This window comes from Arthrobacter sp. ISL-28 (genome assembly GCF_018613875.1).
Lineage (GTDB): Bacteria > Actinomycetota > Actinomycetes > Actinomycetales > Micrococcaceae > Arthrobacter.
Genome location: NZ_JAGGPJ010000008.1, coordinates 164,475 through 183,305 on the forward strand (window position 1 = coordinate 164,475; position 18,831 = coordinate 183,305).

The 18,831-nt window shown below is 65.1% G+C and carries 16 protein-coding genes; 10 read left to right on the forward strand and 6 right to left on the reverse strand.

Features of this window, described 5'->3' with window-relative positions:
* The first annotated feature begins 198 nt into the window (after positions 1-198).
* The 3 genes from J7E80_RS07555 to J7E80_RS07565 are packed head-to-tail and all read left to right on the forward strand — an operon-like array spanning position 199 to position 3,318.
* Positions 199-867: a response regulator transcription factor gene (locus J7E80_RS07555; protein ID WP_215050852.1), complete on the forward strand. Its 669-nt coding sequence runs from the start codon at positions 199-201 to the stop codon at positions 865-867.
* Positions 864-2,297 carry a HAMP domain-containing sensor histidine kinase gene (locus tag J7E80_RS07560; protein WP_215050853.1) on the forward strand — a complete coding sequence of 478 codons (1,434 nt, stop codon included), beginning with the start codon at positions 864-866 and terminating at the stop codon, positions 2,295-2,297. Before J7E80_RS07555 ends, J7E80_RS07560 begins: the two co-directional genes overlap by 4 nt.
* Positions 2,290-3,318 carry a TAXI family TRAP transporter solute-binding subunit gene (locus J7E80_RS07565; RefSeq protein WP_215050854.1) on the forward strand — a complete coding sequence of 343 codons (1,029 nt, stop codon included), beginning with the start codon at positions 2,290-2,292 and terminating at the stop codon, positions 3,316-3,318. Before J7E80_RS07560 ends, J7E80_RS07565 begins: the two co-directional genes overlap by 8 nt.
* A gap of 36 nt (positions 3,319-3,354) precedes the next feature.
* Here the strand turns inward: J7E80_RS07565 and J7E80_RS07570 are convergent, their stop codons facing one another.
* Positions 3,355-4,668, reverse strand: a complete 1,314-nt coding sequence (locus J7E80_RS07570) for a serpin family protein (RefSeq protein WP_215050855.1) — start codon at positions 4,666-4,668, stop codon at positions 3,355-3,357.
* A 386-nt stretch (positions 4,669-5,054) separates the two neighbouring features.
* Here J7E80_RS07570 and J7E80_RS07575 point away from each other — a divergent pair, with 386 nt between their 5' ends.
* Positions 5,055-5,345, forward strand: a complete 291-nt coding sequence (locus tag J7E80_RS07575) for a DUF1801 domain-containing protein (protein WP_311380778.1) — start codon at positions 5,055-5,057, stop codon at positions 5,343-5,345.
* 166 nt (positions 5,346-5,511) lie between these two features.
* Here J7E80_RS07575 and J7E80_RS07580 read toward each other — a convergent pair whose 3' ends face one another.
* Positions 5,512-6,999, reverse strand: a complete 1,488-nt coding sequence (locus tag J7E80_RS07580; RefSeq protein ID WP_215050856.1) for a helix-turn-helix transcriptional regulator — start codon at positions 6,997-6,999, stop codon at positions 5,512-5,514.
* A gap of 180 nt (positions 7,000-7,179) precedes the next feature.
* On the opposite strand from J7E80_RS07580, the gene aceA reads away from it, so the two are divergent.
* Positions 7,180-8,511 carry an isocitrate lyase gene (gene aceA, locus J7E80_RS07585; RefSeq protein ID WP_215050857.1) on the forward strand — a complete coding sequence of 444 codons (1,332 nt, stop codon included), beginning with the start codon at positions 7,180-7,182 and terminating at the stop codon, positions 8,509-8,511.
* 221 nt (positions 8,512-8,732) lie between these two features.
* Complete coding sequence (gene aceB, locus J7E80_RS07590) at positions 8,733-10,403, forward strand: malate synthase A (protein WP_215050858.1); 1,671 nt, start codon at positions 8,733-8,735, stop codon at positions 10,401-10,403.
* A gap of 184 nt (positions 10,404-10,587) precedes the next feature.
* Here aceB and J7E80_RS07595 read toward each other — a convergent pair whose 3' ends face one another.
* The 4 genes from J7E80_RS07595 to J7E80_RS07610 all read right to left on the reverse strand — a co-directional run bounded on the left by J7E80_RS07595 (position 10,588) and on the right by J7E80_RS07610 (position 15,068).
* Complete coding sequence (locus J7E80_RS07595) at positions 10,588-11,781, reverse strand: CynX/NimT family MFS transporter (RefSeq protein ID WP_215050859.1); 1,194 nt, start codon at positions 11,779-11,781, stop codon at positions 10,588-10,590.
* A gap of 142 nt (positions 11,782-11,923) precedes the next feature.
* Positions 11,924-12,664, reverse strand: coding sequence for a ThuA domain-containing protein (locus J7E80_RS07600; RefSeq protein WP_215050860.1), 741 nt, complete (start codon positions 12,662-12,664; stop codon positions 11,924-11,926).
* A 1-nt stretch (position 12,665) separates the two neighbouring features.
* Positions 12,666-13,778 (reverse strand): Gfo/Idh/MocA family protein, encoded by a 1,113-nt coding sequence (locus J7E80_RS07605; RefSeq protein ID WP_215050861.1) that lies wholly within the window; start codon positions 13,776-13,778, stop codon positions 12,666-12,668.
* Positions 13,779-13,847: 69 nt separating this feature from the next.
* Complete coding sequence (locus J7E80_RS07610; protein WP_215050862.1) at positions 13,848-15,068, reverse strand: ROK family protein; 1,221 nt, start codon at positions 15,066-15,068, stop codon at positions 13,848-13,850.
* Positions 15,069-15,226: 158 nt separating this feature from the next.
* On the opposite strand from J7E80_RS07610, the gene J7E80_RS07615 reads away from it, so the two are divergent.
* The 4 genes from J7E80_RS07615 to J7E80_RS07630 form a co-directional block, all read left to right on the forward strand.
* Positions 15,227-15,976, forward strand: coding sequence for a sugar phosphate isomerase/epimerase (locus J7E80_RS07615; RefSeq protein ID WP_215050863.1), 750 nt, complete (start codon positions 15,227-15,229; stop codon positions 15,974-15,976).
* Positions 15,973-17,097, forward strand: coding sequence for a Gfo/Idh/MocA family protein (locus J7E80_RS07620; protein ID WP_215050864.1), 1,125 nt, complete (start codon positions 15,973-15,975; stop codon positions 17,095-17,097). The genes J7E80_RS07615 and J7E80_RS07620 overlap by 4 nt, the downstream gene beginning before the upstream one ends.
* A gap of 22 nt (positions 17,098-17,119) precedes the next feature.
* Positions 17,120-18,292, forward strand: a complete 1,173-nt coding sequence (locus J7E80_RS07625; RefSeq protein ID WP_215050865.1) for a Gfo/Idh/MocA family protein — start codon at positions 17,120-17,122, stop codon at positions 18,290-18,292.
* 1 nt (position 18,293) lies between these two features.
* Positions 18,294-18,831, forward strand: a 538-nt coding sequence (locus J7E80_RS07630) for a sugar phosphate isomerase/epimerase (protein ID WP_215050866.1), incomplete at its 3' end; no start/stop codon positions are given.

Genomic DNA, 18,831 nt, shown 5'->3' on the forward strand with positions numbered 1-18,831 from the left:
ACAACCAACGTGCGCGGGGATTTCCTAACACTTCCTTAGGTTTTCCCGCTCCCTGCTCATCCTGGCTCGCCACGGCGCCATCAAGGCGCCCCGTGGTGGCGCCTCATCATCGCCGCAGGGCAAAAAACCGGGAGAAGGGGTAATCTCCAAAGCGGGCAGCATGATGCGGACGCCCAACCAGCGAAAAGGGACCAGGCAATGGAAGTGCTCATCGTCGAGGACGACGACGCCATGGCGGCCGCTCTTGACGCAGCGGTCGTCTCCGCCGGCCATAAGGCAACCAGGGTGTCCCGAGGGGCCGATGCACTCCTGGTCCACAGGCGGTTCGAGGTGGTCCTTCTGGACCTGGGGCTTCCGGATATGGATGGGCTCGAGGTACTCCGGAAGCTTCGCCAGGTCACGCCGTGTCCCATCCTGATCCTCACCGCCCGCGACGATGAGCGGAGCGTGGTGCTGGGGCTGCGGTCCGGTGCCGATGACTACCTCGTGAAGCCGGTAAAACTCGTAGAACTGCTTGCCCGCATAGAAGCTGTCACCAGGCGGGCAGGCCGTCCCCGCGGCAACAGGCAACAAAACATTGTGCTGGGGGATCTCGACGTCGACCTCGACCGACGAGTGGCGTCGCTCGGTTCGCGGGTGCTGCCATTGACGGCGACCGAGTTCGACTTGCTTGCGCTTTTGGCCCGTCATGCGGGTTCCGTGGTCACCCGGGAACAGATCCTGGATACCTTGTGGGGTGATGCGTTCGTCGCATCCTCGCGGTCCCTTGACGTTCACCTGACGGGCCTGAGGGCAAAACTCCAGCTGCCCGGTTTCATCATTAATGTCCGCGGGGTCGGTTACCGGATTGAGGCGGATTCTGCGTGAAACTGCGCGTCCTGGGCGTCCTCAGCCTGCTGTCCGTCCTCATGGTCATCATCGTCTCCAACGCCATCCTGACATCCGCGAGCCGGGAGCTCACACAGGAGCTCCAGATCAACCGGGTTGCAGCACTCAACAGGTTCGCGCAAGTCGCCTATGACGCTGCGCTGGACGGCGATTCCACCCAGCTCCAGCGGGAGATGGACACGTATTCCGGGCTGTACGAAGAGGGCGTCCTGATCCGCCTCCAGCGGGGTACCTTGCGCTCCGGCGGCGTGAGCGAGGACCGGGCAGACGTTCGCGAGGCTATTGCCCGGGCCAATCTGAACCTCAGCGACACGACGCTCGCCCCGCTACAGCCGTTCGGAACCGGCTCTGAAGTGATATCGCGGTCATTCGGAAGTGCCAGCCAGGTCCTTGGCGAGGCTGTCCTCGAAGTAAACCTGGACGCGGCCCGGCACAAACTTCGGGAACGGTGGCTCGTCGTCGGACTGGCGGCGTCGGCGCTCGGGGCGGTGCTACTCCTGGGTGCGGCGCGTGTGACCAGGTGGGTGTTGCGTCCCGTTCATCGGTTGAATTCGGCGGTGACCGAGCTCGAGGCGACGGGCCGGACGAGTCACCTTCCGGAGGATGGCCCGCCGGAGCTGAGGGAGCTGAGCCGTTCCTTCTCGACAATGGCCCGCGCCGTCAGTGAAAGTATCGATTCCCAACGCCAACTGATAGCAGACACGTCACACCAGTTGCGCAATCCTGTGGGCGCGCTGCGGTTGAGGATCGATCTACTGCAGCTGGAGCTGGAAACAGGCCGGGAACATGCCGCGGCGGCGGGAGTATTGGCTGAACTTGAACGTGTGGAAGAGATCCTGGACGGAGTGCTGAAGCTGGCGGCGGCTGAGCACCGGGCCTTCGAGGATTCTGCACGCGGCGCGCTTGGTCCCGCTTCCGGCCAGGACAAGGCCCTCATCGACCCCTTCCCTGTTTTGCAGGAAGAAGTCGAACGGGCGGAACCCGCCGCACAGCGTGCGGGAGCATCGATCGTGTTGGAAAGACCGCCTGACCCCGCGGTGCAATTGGCCTGCAACTCCGCCGAATTGGCCCAGATGGTTGGGGAGCTCCTCAACAATGCCATCAAATACGCCCCCGGCGCCACCATCTCCGTTGCCGTCCGCAAGGGTACAGGAACGGCGACAATCGAAGTATCCGACCACGGTCCCGGGCTTTCCGCTGACGAAAGGGCCGCGGCCACAACCCGGTTCTGGCGGTCATCGCGGCATCGGGAGGTTCGCGGCAACGGCCTGGGCATGACCATCGTGGACAAGCTGGCGGGGGCCAATGGCGGCCGCCTGCTGCTGGCGGAGCGATCACCCCATGGTCTGATGGCCCGCATCGAGTTTCCGCACCCGTTGGTCCCGCCGCAGGGGCACCCTCATGACTGATTTTATTGCAGCCTGCGGACTTCCCCGGCGGACCGCCCTCAAAGCCGGACTGGCCGCGGGTCTGGCCGGCGTCCTTCTGCCCGCTCTCAGTGCATGCACTTCGACGGGACGTCCCGGCACGGTCACAGTGGCAGGCGGCGAACCGGGAGGCTTCTACCTTGAGTTTTCCACCCTGCTGGCAGAGTCCCTTCAGCGCCATGGCGTTGCGGACAGGGCGGTGCCGCTGACGACGGGCGGCAGCCTCGAGAACCTGGAGCATCTCCTGACCGGCAAAACCACGTTCGCCGTCGCACTGGCAGACGCAGCGGCGCAGCAGGTGGCGGCGAAAAATCCGCCAACCGGTACTGTCCACATTGCCGCCCTGGGAAAGGTGTATGAAAACTACGTCCATTGCGTCGTGCGCAAGAGCAGCGGCATCCGGGACTTCACCGAGCTCGCCGGCGGAACCGTGGCCATCGGTCAGCCTGGTTCGGGGACCTCACTAACCACTCATCGCCTCATCGAGGCCGCCGGGCTGGGATCCACTGCTGCCGGTCGCTCCGCCCACGCTGCCTCCACGGCGAAGACCGTCAGGGTGGTGAACCTCGGGCTGAACGACGGCCTTGCCGCATTGCGGGGCGGTTCAGTGGATGCATTGTTCTGGTCCGGAGGCGTGCCCACGGCCGCCATCGCGGCCACCCACAAGGAGGTCGGCCTTCGCTTCCTCGACCTTTCCGCATTGATCCCGGCGATGCGGACGCGTTACGGCGTGTTCTACGATCGGGTTTTGATCCCTGAAGGCGGCTACGAAAGCACCCCGGCAGTGTGGACGGTGGGCGTGGCCAACCTGCTCCTGTGCCGCAACGATCTGGATGATGCCACCGTGAAGAGGACGGTCGAACTGCTGGTGGACCATGCTCAGGAACTCATCCCACGGTCCAGTCTGGGGGTTCAGTTCCTGAGCCCGGAATCGCTCATCAACACGGCGGGACTGCCCCTGCATCCCGCAGCTGCCGCCGCATACAGGACATTGCACGGTTAGCCAGCGACGGCGGCCGTGGGCGGCCGCCGCCAACCGTCAGCGGGGATCCGCCACCGTTCCCATGAACAGCGGCAGGCCGGTCTCGACGTGCACAATCTGGTAGTGGAAGGGCCTGTCGAAATCGATGGTCCGCTCCGGCTGCGGGCCGGCGCTTGTTTCTGTGCCGTTGAACTGCGTGACGGCGGCAGCCACGGTGCCCTTCTCCGCAACAGTGATGTTGGCAGCCTGGCCTGCCTGCGTCAGGATAAAGCCCGGCTGGATGGCATTGAAGTCGGTCTGGGTGCTCAGGGTTTTCGTCAGCCCCATTGCACCCAGGACTGTGCGAAGATCGAAGCTGCACTTGTGGTCCCACCGTGGCAGCTGGATCTGGACTGTTTCCAGTGGAGCGGAATCCATGGCAGCGGCGATTTCTGCTAACTTCCCGGCGCCAAATGCGGCCGGCGTAGTAGTGCCCGTGGCGTTGCCATCCGGCCCGTCGGGCAGGACGAGCCGCATCACGAAGCCCTCTGCGTAGGGAAGGTCCACGCCCCGCCAGCCCGGACCGTCCGCGTACTTCATCTGCAGAAGGTTGCGCATGGCGGGAGCCTTGATCTCTTCGCCCTTCGCCGTGGTGAAGGGCCGGTCGGACGTGCTGCCCGGATCAAACGGCGAACTCCATGCGGCCGCGAAATACAGCGTATTGAGCAGGCTGAACGTGTTGTGGGTATCGTACTCGGCCGGTGCCTCCTTGATGCGGCCGCCCGTGTTCTTAGCCACCCACGCATCGATGGCAGGTTTAGTGGTCCCCTCATCCCGAAAGTCAACGGGGTACACGCCGGTTCCATAGTGCTTGGCCAGCGTGTCGAGGTAGGCGGCACCGGTCGTCGCGTTCTTGTCCACAAACAGGCCATTCGCCGGGTGCATGACCGGTTTCCGCGGCGGGTTCTCCTCGTCCACGGAGCCGGGGTCGCCGTCGAACTTTTCCAGCGAGGCGAGCAGCGCGTTCATGGCTTCATCCCGGTGTTCGGCAGGGAGGTTCAGGACAGCATCCATCTCTGCAGCCGCTTGCCCTGCGGCGCCGGCCCTCAGCATGGCGATTGCAATGAGCAGGCTGCCCGGCGACGACACGACATTGCCGTTGGCGCCCTTACCGCCGTTGGTCAGCAGTCCTTCCCCCAGCCTTAGGGCGGAGTTCCTGAGGGACTTCAGCTCAGCAGGGTACGAGGCACGGTCAACGGAGACGCGCTCCACCCCCTCCGCCTTCAGGAGCCCGGACTTCAGGATGCCGGGCCCGGGTACTGGCGCTGAACAGGCAGTTAATGCCGCCACAGCGGTCGCCGCCATCAATTTAGCCACGCGAATCCTGTTCATTGTGCCAACCTCAGACATTCTGCCGGTTACCGCCTATCCACAGTCAACCAGCAGGGTCCGACAGTTTCGATGCCCGTCCGGTCACGGTTTGTTGTCGTTTCGGTCTCACATCCCCGACGCTCCCTCACCGTTCGCAACGTTTTCGCTAACGCTCCCTCACCTCCTGCACGATTTGTCACAACCCTCCCTCACCATTCACAGCGTTTCGGTAACACTCCCTCACCTCCTGCACATTCCTGATCAACGCTCTCGTGTTGGGCACCGGCGTATGCTCGAGACACACCGGAAGCGGAGCAAGTCCGGTTCCAGCGGGGCATGGTTCCGAGGAAAGGCTGGCACAGCACTTCACTGGCGTTGAGGAGTACATCGCGGCACAGCCCGCCGACGTGCAACCGGTCCTTCAGGAAATCCGCACACAAGCCCGTGCAGCCGTGCCAGACGCCGGCGAGATGATCAGCTACGGGATCCCCACGATCACTCGCAATGGGCACTACGTCGTACACTTCGCCGCTTGGAAACACCACGTCTCCGTCTACCCGGTTCCCCTCGGGGATGAAGCGTTCCAGCGGGAGATCGCACCATACCTGGCGGCCAAGGACACGCTGAAGTTTCCGCTGGGGAAGCGGGTTCCTTACGAACTGATCGGGAAAGCGGCGGAGAGGCACGGTGGAAAGTAAACCTCGCCCCTGGCCGCAGGAATTGAGGGAGCGCCCCGGGACAACCCGCAGGAATTGAGGGAGCGCCCCGGGACAACCCGCAGGAATTGAGGGAGCGCCCCGGGAGAACCCGCAGGAAGTGAGGGAGCGTCAGCCAGTTCCCGACGAAATCTGCAGGAGCGTCCCGTCAGCTCCCCGAGTGCGCCTGCAAGAACGAGTAGACCTCGGTCTCGTCGACGCCCGGAAATGCCCCCGGCGGCATCGCGGCAAGCAGGTGCGAGTGGGCCCGCGCGGACGGCCAGGCTTTGCCCGCCCACTCGGACGTCAGCGAAGCCGGGGGCCGCCTGCAGCAGTTCTCGTCCGGGCAGGTCGATTTAGACCGCTCGGTGGTGTCCCGGCCGCGGAACCACTTGACCTGTGCGTAGGGAACTCCCACGGAGAGCGAAAACTCGCCGTTCGCGGACCGCTCGGTCCGGGCCGTGCACCAGTAGGTTCCGGCCGGGGTGTCGGTGTACTGGTTGTAGGCGCTGAATTTGTCCGGGACGTCGAACACCACGCGGCTGGTCCAGTTTTTGCAGGACGGCTGGCCCTCGATGGCGCCGGTGTGGTCCTGCGGGAACGTCACGCCGTCGTTTTCGTAGGCCTTGTAGATGATGCCGCTCTTGTGCGTCTTCTGGAAGTGCGTGCGGATGTCCAGGTGCTGGGTGGCGAGGTTGGTGAAGCGGTGGGCGGCGGTTTCGTAGGATACGGCGAAGGCGTCCCGGATGTCCTCCACGGCGATTTCCTTCGCCTGCTTCGCTTTCTGCAGGAAGTCAACGGTGGCCTGCTCCGGCAGCATCAGCGCCGCCGCGAAATAGTTGGTGGCTACGCGCTGCATCAGGAAGTCGCCGTAATTCGACGGCGTCTGGTGGCCGAGGACATAGTGGCCCAGGGCCTGCAGCAGCACGGAGCGGGGGTCATGATCGGTGCGCTGGTTCTGCGTGAGATAAATTCTGCGGTTTTTAAGATCGGTCACGGAACGCGTCGAATGGGGCAGGTCGCCCACATGGTGAAGGCTGAATCCGAGGTGACCGGCGATGTCCGCGATGACGTGGTGGGACATCGGTCCGCTGGTGTGTCCCACCGAGGCCAGGACCTTCTGCGCCTCGGCCTCGTACTCCGGAAAATAGTTATTCCGCTCACGCATCATGGCGCGCAACTGGGCGTTGGCGCGGCGTGCCTCTTCCGGCGTGGCCACCTGTTCATTGAGTTTGCGTTCCAACTCCTGCTGGAGGCCCACCATGGACTCCAGTACGTCCATCGGAAGCCGCGAACTGATGCGGATTTTCGGCAGGTTCAGGGACTCATAGATGGGGCTGCGCTGGTACCGTTCCAGCTCGATCTCCAGCGCCGCACGGCGGTTGGGCGGCTCGGACCCGAGCAGCTGGTCAATGGTCACATTAAGGGCCGCCGCAAGCTGCTGAAGCAGCCCCAGTTTCGGCTCCCGCTTGCCGTTCTCGATCAGACTCAGCTGGCTGGGCGCCGTCCCGACGGCGGCACTCAGGTCATCGAGCGTCATCGCCGCCGCTTTGCGCAGGTGGCGCACGCGGCGGCCAAGGCTGATGACGTCCAGTTCGGGGGCGGCAGCGGACGACGGCGGTGCTGCGGCTTTGCGGTTCCAGCTCGTAGGCGACATTTATTGAGCATACGTGAAGAAGTGCGTTTCTTTCCATGGAATTCATCTAGAAACCCCCTTGAAAGTGCAGAAAAGTAGGTCTCACGGAAAGAAACACCGCACCGGACCACCGGCCGGGACTGCAAGGACGCAGGACCGGCCGGTTCAGGATTCATCCGGAGCACAAACAAGGAGACAAAGATGACTGCAGCATTTGAGCCCACCCAGCAGACGCCCGAAGAGCAGGCCGCCGCCCTGGAGCTTGAGTGGTCTGCCAACCCGCGCTGGGAAGGTGTGACCCGGGATTACAAGGCCTCCGACGTCGTCCGCCTGCGCGGCCGTGTCTCCGAGGAGCACACCCTGGCCCGCCGCGGTTCGGAGAAGCTGTGGAAGCAGCTCACCGAGGAGCACAAGACCGGCCAGTACACCAACGCACTCGGCGCCCTCACCGGCAACCAGGCCGTGCAGCAGGTCAAGGCCGGACTCCGCGCGATCTACCTCTCCGGCTGGCAGGTCGCCGCTGACGCCAACAACTCCGGCCACACCTACCCGGACCAGTCGCTCTACCCGGCCAACTCGGTGCCCACCGTAGTCCGCCGCATCAACAACGCCCTGCTCCGGGCCGACCAGATCGAATTCTCGGAGGGCGTCCAGACCGTCGAGGACTGGCTGGTGCCGATCGTCGCCGACGCCGAGGCCGGCTTCGGCGGACCGCTGAACGCCTACGAACTGATGAAGTCCATGATCCAGGCCGGCGCCTCAGGCGTTCACTGGGAGGACCAGCTCGCCTCGGAGAAGAAGTGCGGCCACCTCGGCGGCAAGGTCCTGATCCCCACCCAGCAGCACGTCCGCACACTGAACGCCGCCCGTCTGGCCGCCGACGTCGCGGGCACGCCGTCCGTCATCATCGCCCGCACCGACGCCGAGGCAGCAACCCTGATCACCTCCGACGTCGACGAGCGCGACCAGGAATTCATCCTCCGCGAAGGGGGACAGCCGGTTCGCACCCCTGAAGGCTTCTACAAGGTCCGCAACGGCATCGAACCCTGCATCGCCCGCGCCAAGGCCTACGCCCCCTACTCTGACCTCATCTGGATGGAAACGGGCACCCCGGACCTGGAGCTGGCCCGCAAGTTCGCGGAGTCCGTCAAGGCCGAGTTCCCGGACCAGATGCTCTCCTACAACTGCTCGCCGTCGTTCAACTGGCGCAAGCACCTGGACGACGCCACCATCGCCAAGTTCCAGCGTGAACTCGGCGCCATGGGCTTCACGTTCCAGTTCATCACCCTGGCCGGCTTCCACGCCCTGAACTACTCGATGTTCGACCTCGCCCACGGGTACGCCCGTCAAGGCATGAGCGCCTACGTCGAACTCCAGGAAAAGGAATTCGCCTCCGAGTCCCGCGGCTACACCGCGACCAAGCACCAGCGCGAAGTCGGCACCGGCTACTTCGACGACATCGCCACTGCGCTCAACCCGAACGCATCCACTTTGGCCTTGGTGGGATCCACCGAAGAAGGACAGTTCCACTAACCAACACCTCCGACGGCGGTCCCTCCCTCCGGCCTTCGGACCAGCAATGCTCTGCCTGCTATCCCCATGCCCGCCCCAAGACCTCGTAGAACTCGGTCGGGGCGGGCACAAGGGCCCTTTACGCAGGCTGCCGCATTACCGGTTCCTTCGGCCTAGTGCGAATCTCACCTAACTCCCGCCAGCCGCCGTCGCACTTCCCTTTCGTCTTTAAGGAGACAGAAATGAACAGCTTCACCGACAACTTCACGATCAACGGGATCACGTTGACTGCGCAGCCTATTTGCCGGCAGAGCGAGGTCCTGACGCCGGACGCTCTGGCGTTTGTGGCCAAGCTGCACAAGGCGACGGCTGGCCGGCGCGAGGAACTGCTGCGGGCCCGCAAGGCGCGGCGCGAGCTCATCGCCGGCGGCCAGGATCCCCGGTTCCTCCGCGAGACCGAGTCCGTCCGCAACGATCCCAATTGGCGCGTCGCTCCCCCGGCCCCTGGCCTGGAGGACCGCCGTGTGGAGATCACCGGACCGGTGGACAAGAAGATGACCATCAACGCCCTGAACTCCGGCGCCAAGGTCTGGCTCGCGGATATGGAGGATTCCTCCACGCCGTCATGGCGCAACGTGATCAAGGGCCAGCTGAACCTCACCGACGCGCTGGAGCGCCGGATCGACTTCACCACCGACGAAGGCAAGGAGTACAAGCTCCGTCCTGCCGAGGAACTGCCCACCATCGTGGTCCGCCCCCGCGGCTGGCACCTGCCCGAGAAGCACATGCTCATCGACGGCATGCCGGTCGCTGGCGGCATCGTGGACTTCGGCCTGTATTTCTTCCATAACGCACGCCGTCTCCTGGCACAGGGCAAGGGCCCCTACTTCTACCTGCCGAAAATCGAGAACCACTTCGAAGCACGGCTGTGGAACGACATCTTCATCCTCGCCCAGGACCTGCTCGGCATCCCGCAGGGGACCATCCGCGCCACCGTGCTGATCGAGACCATCACCGCGGCCTTCGAGATGGAGGAGATCCTGTACGAACTGCGGGACCACGCCTCCGGCCTGAACGCCGGCCGCTGGGACTACATCTTCTCCCTGATCAAGAACTTCCGCACCCGCGGCCCCCGGTTCGTCCTGCCGGACCGCGGCCAGGTGACCATGACCCAGCCGTTCATGCGCGCCTACACCGAGCAACTGGTGCGCGCCTGCCACAAGCGGGGGGCCATGGCTATTGGGGGCATGGCTGCCGCTGTTCCCAACCGCAAGGACGAGGCCGCCAACACCAACGCCTTCGAAAAGGTCCGCGCGGACAAGACCCGTGAGGCCGCCGACGGCTTTGACGGCTCGTGGGTGGCCCACCCCGACCTGGTTCCCGTCTGCCGCGAGGTGTTCGACGGCGTTCTCGGCGACCACGCCAACCAGCTGGACCGCCTGCGTGAGGACGTCATCCCGGACGACCGCGCACTGATCAATGTTGCCGCCACCCAGGGCACCATCACCGAGCAGGGCATCCGGAACAACATCGAAGTGGGCATCCGCTACATCGAATCCTGGCTTCGCGGCAACGGCGCGGTTGCCATCCACAACCTGATGGAGGACGCCGCCACAGCGGAAATCTCCCGTTCCCAGCTGTGGCAGTGGATCTACTCCCGCGCCATCACCGACCACGGCGAGATCATCACCAAGCAGTGGGTCGAGGAAATGCTGGACGAGGAATTCGGCGCACTCGAACGCTTCGACGGCGACCGCTTCGAAGACGCCCGCGACATCTTCGAAGAAGTCACGCTCAGCGACAAGTTCCCCAGCTTCCTCACCGTTCCCGCCTACGCCCGGTACCTGCATGAAGCCCGCCAGGGTGTAGACGCCACGGCCGAAGCCATCGAGGACGAACTGGTCGCCGCCTAAAACTTCCGTCCGCCGGGCTGCCACGCCTCCGCAACAGCACCCCCGAAATCCGGGGAGGCAGCCCGGCAACGGAACCATCTTCCCAGCGCGAACAGGCAGGTAATGCCCTTAAACCCCGGGTTTGAGGGCATTAGCTGCCCGTTCGCGCTTGGTGTTTAAGGGGCGTACGACGGCGGGTGGCGGGTCAGCGCTGTTTCGGCACCGTGCGCACGGACAGCGTTGTTCCCACGATGAACGCCAGCACCGAGCCCAGGATCACCAGCAGGGGCAGCGTCCAGCCCCCGGAGATGCTGTTGACGTAGCCCACAGCGGTCGGGGCCGCGGCGGCGAAGCAGTAGCCCACGCCCTGGACGACCGCCGACATCCGGCCGGCCGAGGCCTGGTCGCGGGCGAGCTTGATGATGGCGATGAAGATAACAGTGATGCCGCCGCCCTGGGCCGCGCCGCCGAGGGACGACCAGAGCCACCACAGCTCGGGAGCCAGCAGCAGGCCAAGGGGAACGCACAGCCACATCGCACCCAAGGCGAGCGCAACCGCCGTCGTGCTGGTAAACCGCGCCACCATCGGAACGCCGAGGCCGCCGGTGATCGCGAGGATCTGGAAGAGGGATGACCCGGCGCCGGCGGCGGCGGGTGCCATGCCGAGTTCGTCGGACAGCAGGGTGGGCAGCCAGGCCGTAACGCCGTAGTAGGAGATGGCCTGCCCGGCGAAACCGACGGTCAGCCCGACAGTGATCCACCGGGAGGCGGGGCGGCCGGTGGCAGGCGGGCCGCCGGAACCGTCGTCGGCAGCAGGAACGAAGGCCCCGCGGCCGGCCGAGGGAACCCAGAAAGCGATGGCGGCAACGGCGAACAAGGCACTGGCGGCGAGGGCGGGCCGCCAGCCGGCGAGTTCGGCTAAGGGAGCTGTCACCATGGAGGTGATGAACGAGCCGATGTTCAGGGCAGCCGTGTAGATGCCCAAGGCGGAGCCCTGGCGGCGGGAGGAGAAGTCGCGCCGGATGATCAGCGGCACCGCGATGTTGCCGATGGTGATGGCCACGCCCACAATGACTGTGCCCAGCATGACCAGTGCGCCGCCGCCGGCCGAGCGGACAACAACACCCGCCAGGACGCCAAGGAGGGTCAGCGTGATGGCCACCTCGGCTCCCAGCCTGCGGGCCGCGAGCGAGGCGAGCGGTGCCGCGAGGGAAAAGCACAGCACCGGGATTCCCGTGAGCAGTCCGAGTTCCACGGGTGAGAATCCGAGGTCCAGCTGCATCGGACCCACCACGGGAGCCACCGCCACGAACGGTCCCCGCATGTTCAGGGCAATGAGCCCTATGCAGGCGAGGAGAATCCAGCTGCCCGGGATCCTCGAATCCAGTCGGTCCCTCATGGGACGGCGAGGGCGGCTGGCGGCAACATGGCAGGCTGTTTCATCAGTTCATTGCTACCATGCCGGGCACCAATCGACGGACAAAAGCCGGCCGGCCGGAGCGTCGATACCCTCGGGCCTGGCTGGACCGTTCTCGAGGCCGTTACAGGTACCAGTCCCGGGGCGCGTTGCCGACGCCCGGCGCCTCCCGGAACTGCTTCGGCTGGGCCACCCAGCCGACCCCGTTGGCGATGATCTGCTGGATCTGCGGCTGGTGGTAAACGGGGTACTCCTGGTCGCCGGGGCTGAAGTAGAAGATCCGGCCCTTGCCGCGGGAGAAGGTCACCCCTGAGCGGAAGACTTCGCCGCCTTCGAAGGAGCTGATGAAGATGAGGTCATCCGGTTCCGGAATGTCGAAGAGTTCGCCGTACATTTCCTGCTTCGGGATCACGATGGGGCTTTCGAGGCCGGCCGCAATGGGGTGCGAAGGTTTCACAGTCCACACGAGCTCCCGTTCGCCCTCGTTGCGCCACTTGAGCGAGCAGGTGGTGCCCAGGAGCCGGGTGAAGATCTTTGCGAAGTGGCCGGAGTGCAGAACGATGAGCCCCATCCCGCCGAGGACGTGCCGCTGCACGCGTTCCACGACTTCGTCGCTGATGTCGTCGTGGGCCACGTGCCCCCACCACAGCAGGACGTCCGTAGCGGCCAGGGTCTCCTCCGACAGCCCGTGCTCCGGGTCGGCCAGCGTAGCCGTGGTGATGCCGGAGTCGGGGTAGAAGCCCTTCAGCCCGTCGGCGATGGCGCCATGAATACCTGTGGGGTACATCTCGGCCATGGTTTCGGGCTGGTTGCGTGCCTCATGGACGCCTTCGTTCCAGACCAGGATGTTCAGTTTGTCGTTCATATCAGAGCCTCACTTCGCGCTGTTCGAGGGCGGATTTGTAGCAGGCATCGAGAACCAGTGCGCGGCTTAATGCGACCGAGCCGTCGTGGGTTCCCCACACGGTCTCGCCGCCGCGTACAGCAGCGACGAAGTCCTCCACGACGGCGTCGTGTGCCCGCCCCGGCTCGGCCACCACCGTGTAGTCCGCATTTTCCCCGTCCTTCTCTTTGAAGATCCGCAGGTCTGCGACGGGGACGTTGGAGGCCCCGACGGCGCGCAGTTCCGCACCGCCGTCGGTACCGTAGACGGTGAAGTCCATCAGGTCGTCTTCGTCCCGGTACGCCGCCCAGCCGGCCTCGAGGATCAGCGTGCCGCCGCCTTCAAGCCGGATGAAAGCCGAGGCGAAGTCCTCAACTTCAAACTTGTGGGCCGACTTCATGGCGGTGTACCGGGCGTTTCCGCCGAGACCGCGGGGGCCGAGTTCGGAGTGCGTGGAGGCCGAGACCGAGAGGACCTTCGGTTCTCCAAGGAGGTGCAGGGCGTAGTCCAGGACGTGCACGCCGATGTCAGCCAGCGGCCCGCCGCCTGCCAAAGCGGGATTCGTGAACCAGCTCCCCAGCATGGGGATCCCCTGCCGGCGGAGCCAGGAGGCCTTGGCGTAGTACGGCCGGCCCAGCTCGCCGTCGTCGATGATGCCCTTCAGTTTCTGGATGTCGCCGCGGCGGCGGTGGTTGAAGGCGACATCCAGGACGCGGCCGGCCTTGCGCGCGGCCTCCACCATCTGCCGGCCTTCGTCGCCGTTGCGGGCCAGCGGTTTTTCGCTCAGGACGTGCAGTCCGCGTTCGAGGGCCGCTATGGCGATCGGCGCGTGCAGGAACGTCGGCACGGCGACGCTCACGGCGTCGAGCCCTTCGAAACCGATCAGGTCCTCCCAGCGGGCAAACGTGTGGGGAATGCCGTACTCGGCCTTGAGGCTGGCCAGGAGGTCTTCCTCCATGGCGGCAACGGCCGCCAACTCCACCCCTTCGATGTCCTTGTAGGCCTTGATGTGCTGTTGGCCTGCCCACCCGATGCCGATGACGCCGACCTTCAGGGGCGCTGCGCTTGGGGGCGATGATGGCTGATGATTACTCACGAATGGATCCTCTGTTCTGGGCGAAGTTCTCGGCAGAGTTCTCGGCAAAGTTCTGGGCGGAATGAAGCGCTAGGCGCTTTGAAGGGCGGCGCTTCGGATGGCTGATTCCACTGCCTCCGGCGAAAGTACGTGCTCAATGACCATCCGGCTGGCCCCCCAAATGGCAGCATCGACGGGTGCTTTGGACTGCTCGATGCGCAGTCTGGATGTGGCCAACGGCTGGGACCTGCCATAGACGGTCTCGCGGATACCGGCCAGGAGCTGGTCGCCAGCGCGCGAGAGGCTGCCACCAACCACGATCACCGAAGGGTTGAGGAGATTCACGCAGATGGCCAGCACCTCCCCCATGTCCCTTCCCGCCTGCCGGAGCGCGAGAATGGCCTGCACATCCCCCGTTGCCGCCAGGTCCACCACGGCAGTTCCGGAGGCGGCATCGACCCCCTGGGCCCTGAGCTTTGCCGCCAGTGCGGGGCCGGACGCCAACGCTTCAAGGCAGCCGTGGTTGCCGCAGCGGCAGAGGACGTCCTCGCCGTTGGGGACGCGGACATGCCCCAGGTCCCCCGAGGTGCCGTCTGCACCCCGCTGCAGCTGGCCGCTGCTGATGATGCCTGCCCCGATGCCGGTGGCTGCTTTAACAAAGAGCAGGTTCTGGTGGTCCTGCCAGAAGGCGTGCCGTTCGCCGATGGCCATGATGTTAACGTCGTTGTCGACCAGGACTTCGGTTCCGAGTTCGGCGCGAACGTAGCCTGCCACGTCGAACCCGTCCCAGCCCGGCATGATGGGCGGTTTAACCGGCCGGCCGGTATCGTGCTCCACCGGCCCCGGCAGGCCGATTCCCACTCCGGCCGCATCTCTTTCCGCCCGGCCGATGCCTTCCAGCAGCGCCCTGCAGTTCCGGATAACCCAGGTCAACACCCTCTCGGGGCCCTCGGAGACTTCCAGGACGCCCGAGTGGCGGGCCAGGATGGCCCCGTTGAGGTCCGTCACGGCAACGGACGCGTGCGTAGCGCCGACGTCGGCCGCGAGCACAACCTTTACATTGGCATTGAAAACAAACCGCGACGGCGGCCGGCCCCCCGAGGAAGCTGCCTCACCGGCGGGGCCCACAAAACCCAACGCCGTGAGGGCATCGATCCTGGCCGCCACCGTGGTGCGTGCAAGGCCTGTGAGCGCAATCAGTTCGGCGCGGGTCCTCGCCTTGCCGTCACGGAGCAGCTGAAAGAGGTCGCCTGTCCGGGCCAGGAGCGCGGAGTCCCCCGGCAGCCGCTCAGGAGCAGGAGGTGTTTGCATACGTTAAGGAATAGCACAAAAACAGGGCTTATGCTGAAATTCAGCAAACTTTTGATTGACTTGCGGCAAAAGTGGCCGTAGCTTCATAAGTAGCCCCGCCCCCGCAGGTAATGCCAGTCATGGGTGCCCGGACGATCAGTAACGAGGTTAGGAGAACCATGACGTACTCGCTCCAGCTCTACACGCTGCGGAACGCCCTCGAGGAGGACCTCGCCGGCACCATCAAAAGGGTGGCCGAGATCGGGTTCGCCCAGGTGGAGCCCTACAACTTCGTGTCCACGGCAAAGGAACTGGCCGAAGCGCTGAAAGCCAACCGCCTCACCGCACCGTCCGGCCATGCGCCCCTGCTCAGCCAGGACCAGGACGAGATCTTTGCCGCGGCCAGGGATCTGGAGATGGAAACGGTGATCGAGCCCTACATTCCGGCAGAGCGGTGGCGGTCCGCTGCGGACATCCAGGCCACGGCAGAGTTGCTGAATGCCGCTGCCAAGAAGGCCGCCGGTTACGCCCTGCGCGTTGGCTATCACAACCACGACTGGGAGCTGGCGTCCATCATCGATGGCCAGCCCGCCCTTGAATTCTTTGCAGGTCTGTTGGACCCCGAGGTGGTTCTGGAGGTCGACACCTACTGGGTCGCAGTTGGCGGGCAGAACCCGGTGGAGATCCTTACCCGGTTGGGCGACAGGGTGCGGCTCATCCACATAAAGGACGGTCCGCTGACCACGGACCCCAAGGCACAATTGCCTGCGGGCCAGGGCAAGATGCAAATACTGGATGTGATCGCCGCCGCGAAGTCCCTGGAAGTCGGCGTGGTTGAATTCGACGACTACTCCGGGGACATCTTTGACGGGATCGCCAAGAGCCTGGCCTTCCTGCAGAAAGCAGCAACCGGACAGGTGCGTTCATGAGCCCCTGGACTCCGGCCAAGGGGCAGGGCCCTGTGGGTGTCGCCGTCGTAGGGGCAGGCAACATCAGCAAGCAGTATCTGGATAGCCTGACAACCTTCCCGGATGTGCGGGTCCACGTTATCGCTGATCTGTTCGAGGACGCCGCCGCCGCCCGGGCGAAGGAGTACGGCATCGAAACATCCGGCGGCGTGGACGAGGCGCTGAACCATCCCGACGTCGAGATCATCGTCAACCTGACCATCCCCGCGGCGCACGTTGAAGTGGCCACCGCCGCGGTCAACGCCGGCAAGCATGTCTGGACCGAAAAGCCGTTCTCACTGGACCGCGAATCCGGACTGGGCCTGCTGAAGGCAGCCGACGCTGCCGGGCTCCGGCTCGGCTGCGCCCCGGACACCTTCCTGGGGGCCGGACTGCAGACCGCCCGGAGGCTCATTGATCGCGGCGACATCGGCACGCCCCTGACCGCCATGACCACGTTCCAGACACCCGGCCCGGAGTCCTGGCACCCCAATCCGGCGTTCCTTTTCCAGCACGGGGCCGGGCCACTGTTCGACATGGGTCCCTACTACCTCACCGCCCTGGTCCAGACCTTCGGTTCCGTCCGCAGGGTGGCGGCCATGGGATCCAAGTCCAGGGAAGTCCGTGTGATCGGTTCCGGCCCCAGGCTGGGCGAAGAATTCACGGTGGACGTCCCGACGCATGTCAGTGCGATGGCCCAGTTCGAGGGCGGTGCATCGTCGCACAGCGTCTTCAGCTTTGAATCCCCCCGCCAGCGGGTGGGTTTCGTGGAGATCACCGGCACGGAAGCGACCATCTCCCTCCCGGATCCGAATTATTTCGCCGGCGACGTGAGGCTCTGGCATGCAGGCGACGATGACTGGACGGTCGTTGCGGCCACCGGCCCGGCCACCGGGCGCGGCATGGGCGTGCTAGATATGGCCCGCTCCCTCCGTGCCGGCGTTCCGCACCGCGCCACCGGCCACCTGGCTTACCACGTGCTGGACACCATGGTCTCGATCTCCGAGTCCGTCGCATCCGGGACCTTCATTAATGTCGAAAGCTCTGCACCAGCGTCCCCGGCCCTCCCCGAGGACTGGGACCCTGCGGCCTCTACTCTTTAGGAATCACGGCTAGGAGCCTGCGATGAATCCGGAATATCACAACCGCCCACGTCCCCTGGGTGTAGCCATGATCGGCTATGCGTTCATGGGCAAGGCCCATTCGAATGCATGGCGAAACGTCCGTGCGTACTTTGACGTGCCGGCGTTCGAGCAGAAAGTCCTCGTCGGCAGGGATGCGGCGCAGGTGGCGGCAGCGGCTTCCAGTTACGGCTGGGAGGAGTCCGCCACCGACTGGCGGGAGGTTCTGGACCGGGAGGATATCGACATCGTGGACATCTGCGCGCCCGGCTTCATGCACGCCGAGATCACCATCGCCGCCCTCGCGGCCGGCAAACACGTGCTCGTGGAGAAACCCCTGGCCAATACCCTCGCCGAGGCGGAGGCGATGACGACCGCAGCCCAAGCAGCCCGGGAACACGGTGTGCAGTCCATGGTGGGATTCAACTACCGCCGCGTGCCTGCCCTGGCCCTGGCCCGGGAACTGATCGCCGAAGGCCGCCTCGGAACCATCCGGCAGGTCCGGGCCGCCTACCTCCAGGACTGGCTCGCGGACGAGCATTCCCCCATGACCTGGCGCCTGCAAAAGGAAACCGCCGGCTCCGGGGCGCTCGGCGACATCGCTTCCCACGCGATCGACCAGGTCCTGTTCCTGCTGGCCGAGCAGGTCACCGACGTCTCCGGGCGCACCCATACTTTCACCAAGCAGCGTCCGGGGGCAGCGGGCCTGGAGGACGTCACTGTCGACGACGCCGTGTGGGCAACGCTGACCCTCACCTCGGGGGCCATCGCCTCAGTTGAGGCCTCACGCGTGGCCACCGGACAGAAGAACTCGCTCAAGCTCGAGGTCTACGGAGATAAAGGCTCCCTGCTGTTCGACCTCGAAAACCTCAACGAACTCGGCTTCCTCGACGCGACTGCCCCTGTTCGGGAACAGGGCTTCCGCCGGATCCTCGTCAATGAACCCGAACACCCCTACCTGGACGCTTGGTGGCCGCAGGGCCACATTATTGGCTGGGAACACACCTTTACCCACGAAATCCGCGACTTCCTGCTGGCCATCGACAACGGCACGGAGCCCTCACCCTCATTCGAGGACGGGCTCGCCGTGCAGCGCGTGCTAACCGCCATCGAGGAATCAGGCCAGGCCAAGTCCGCCACCATCCAGCTCGCCGTCCCCGCTGCAGAAGGAGCCTGACATGCCCCGCCCGTACACCCTGTTCACCGGTCAGTGGGCCGACCTGCCCTTCGAGGAAGTCGCGCGCCTGGCCTCCGGCTGGGGCTACGACGGCCTGGAAATCGCCGTGTCCGGGGACCACCTGGACGCCTGGCGCTGGGATGAACCCGGCTACGTCGAATCCAAGCTCGCCGTGCTGGAGAAGTACAACCTGAAGGTGTGGGCCATCTCCAACCACCTCAAGGGCCAGGCCGTCTGCGATGACCCGATCGACTTCCGCCACGAAGCCATCGTCGGCGCCAAAGTCTGGGGCGACGGAGACCCCGAAGGCGTCCGCACCCGAGCCGCGGAGGAGATGAAACACACCGCCCGGCTCGCCAAAGCGCTCGGCGTGGACACTGTGGTCGGTTTCACGGGCTCCTCCATCTGGCAGTACGTCGCGATGTTCCCGCCCGTCCCGGAGAAGGTCATCGACGCCGGATACCAGGACTTCGCGGACCGCTGGAACCCCATCCTGGACGTCTTCGACGAACAAGGGGTCCGCTTCGCCCACGAAGTCC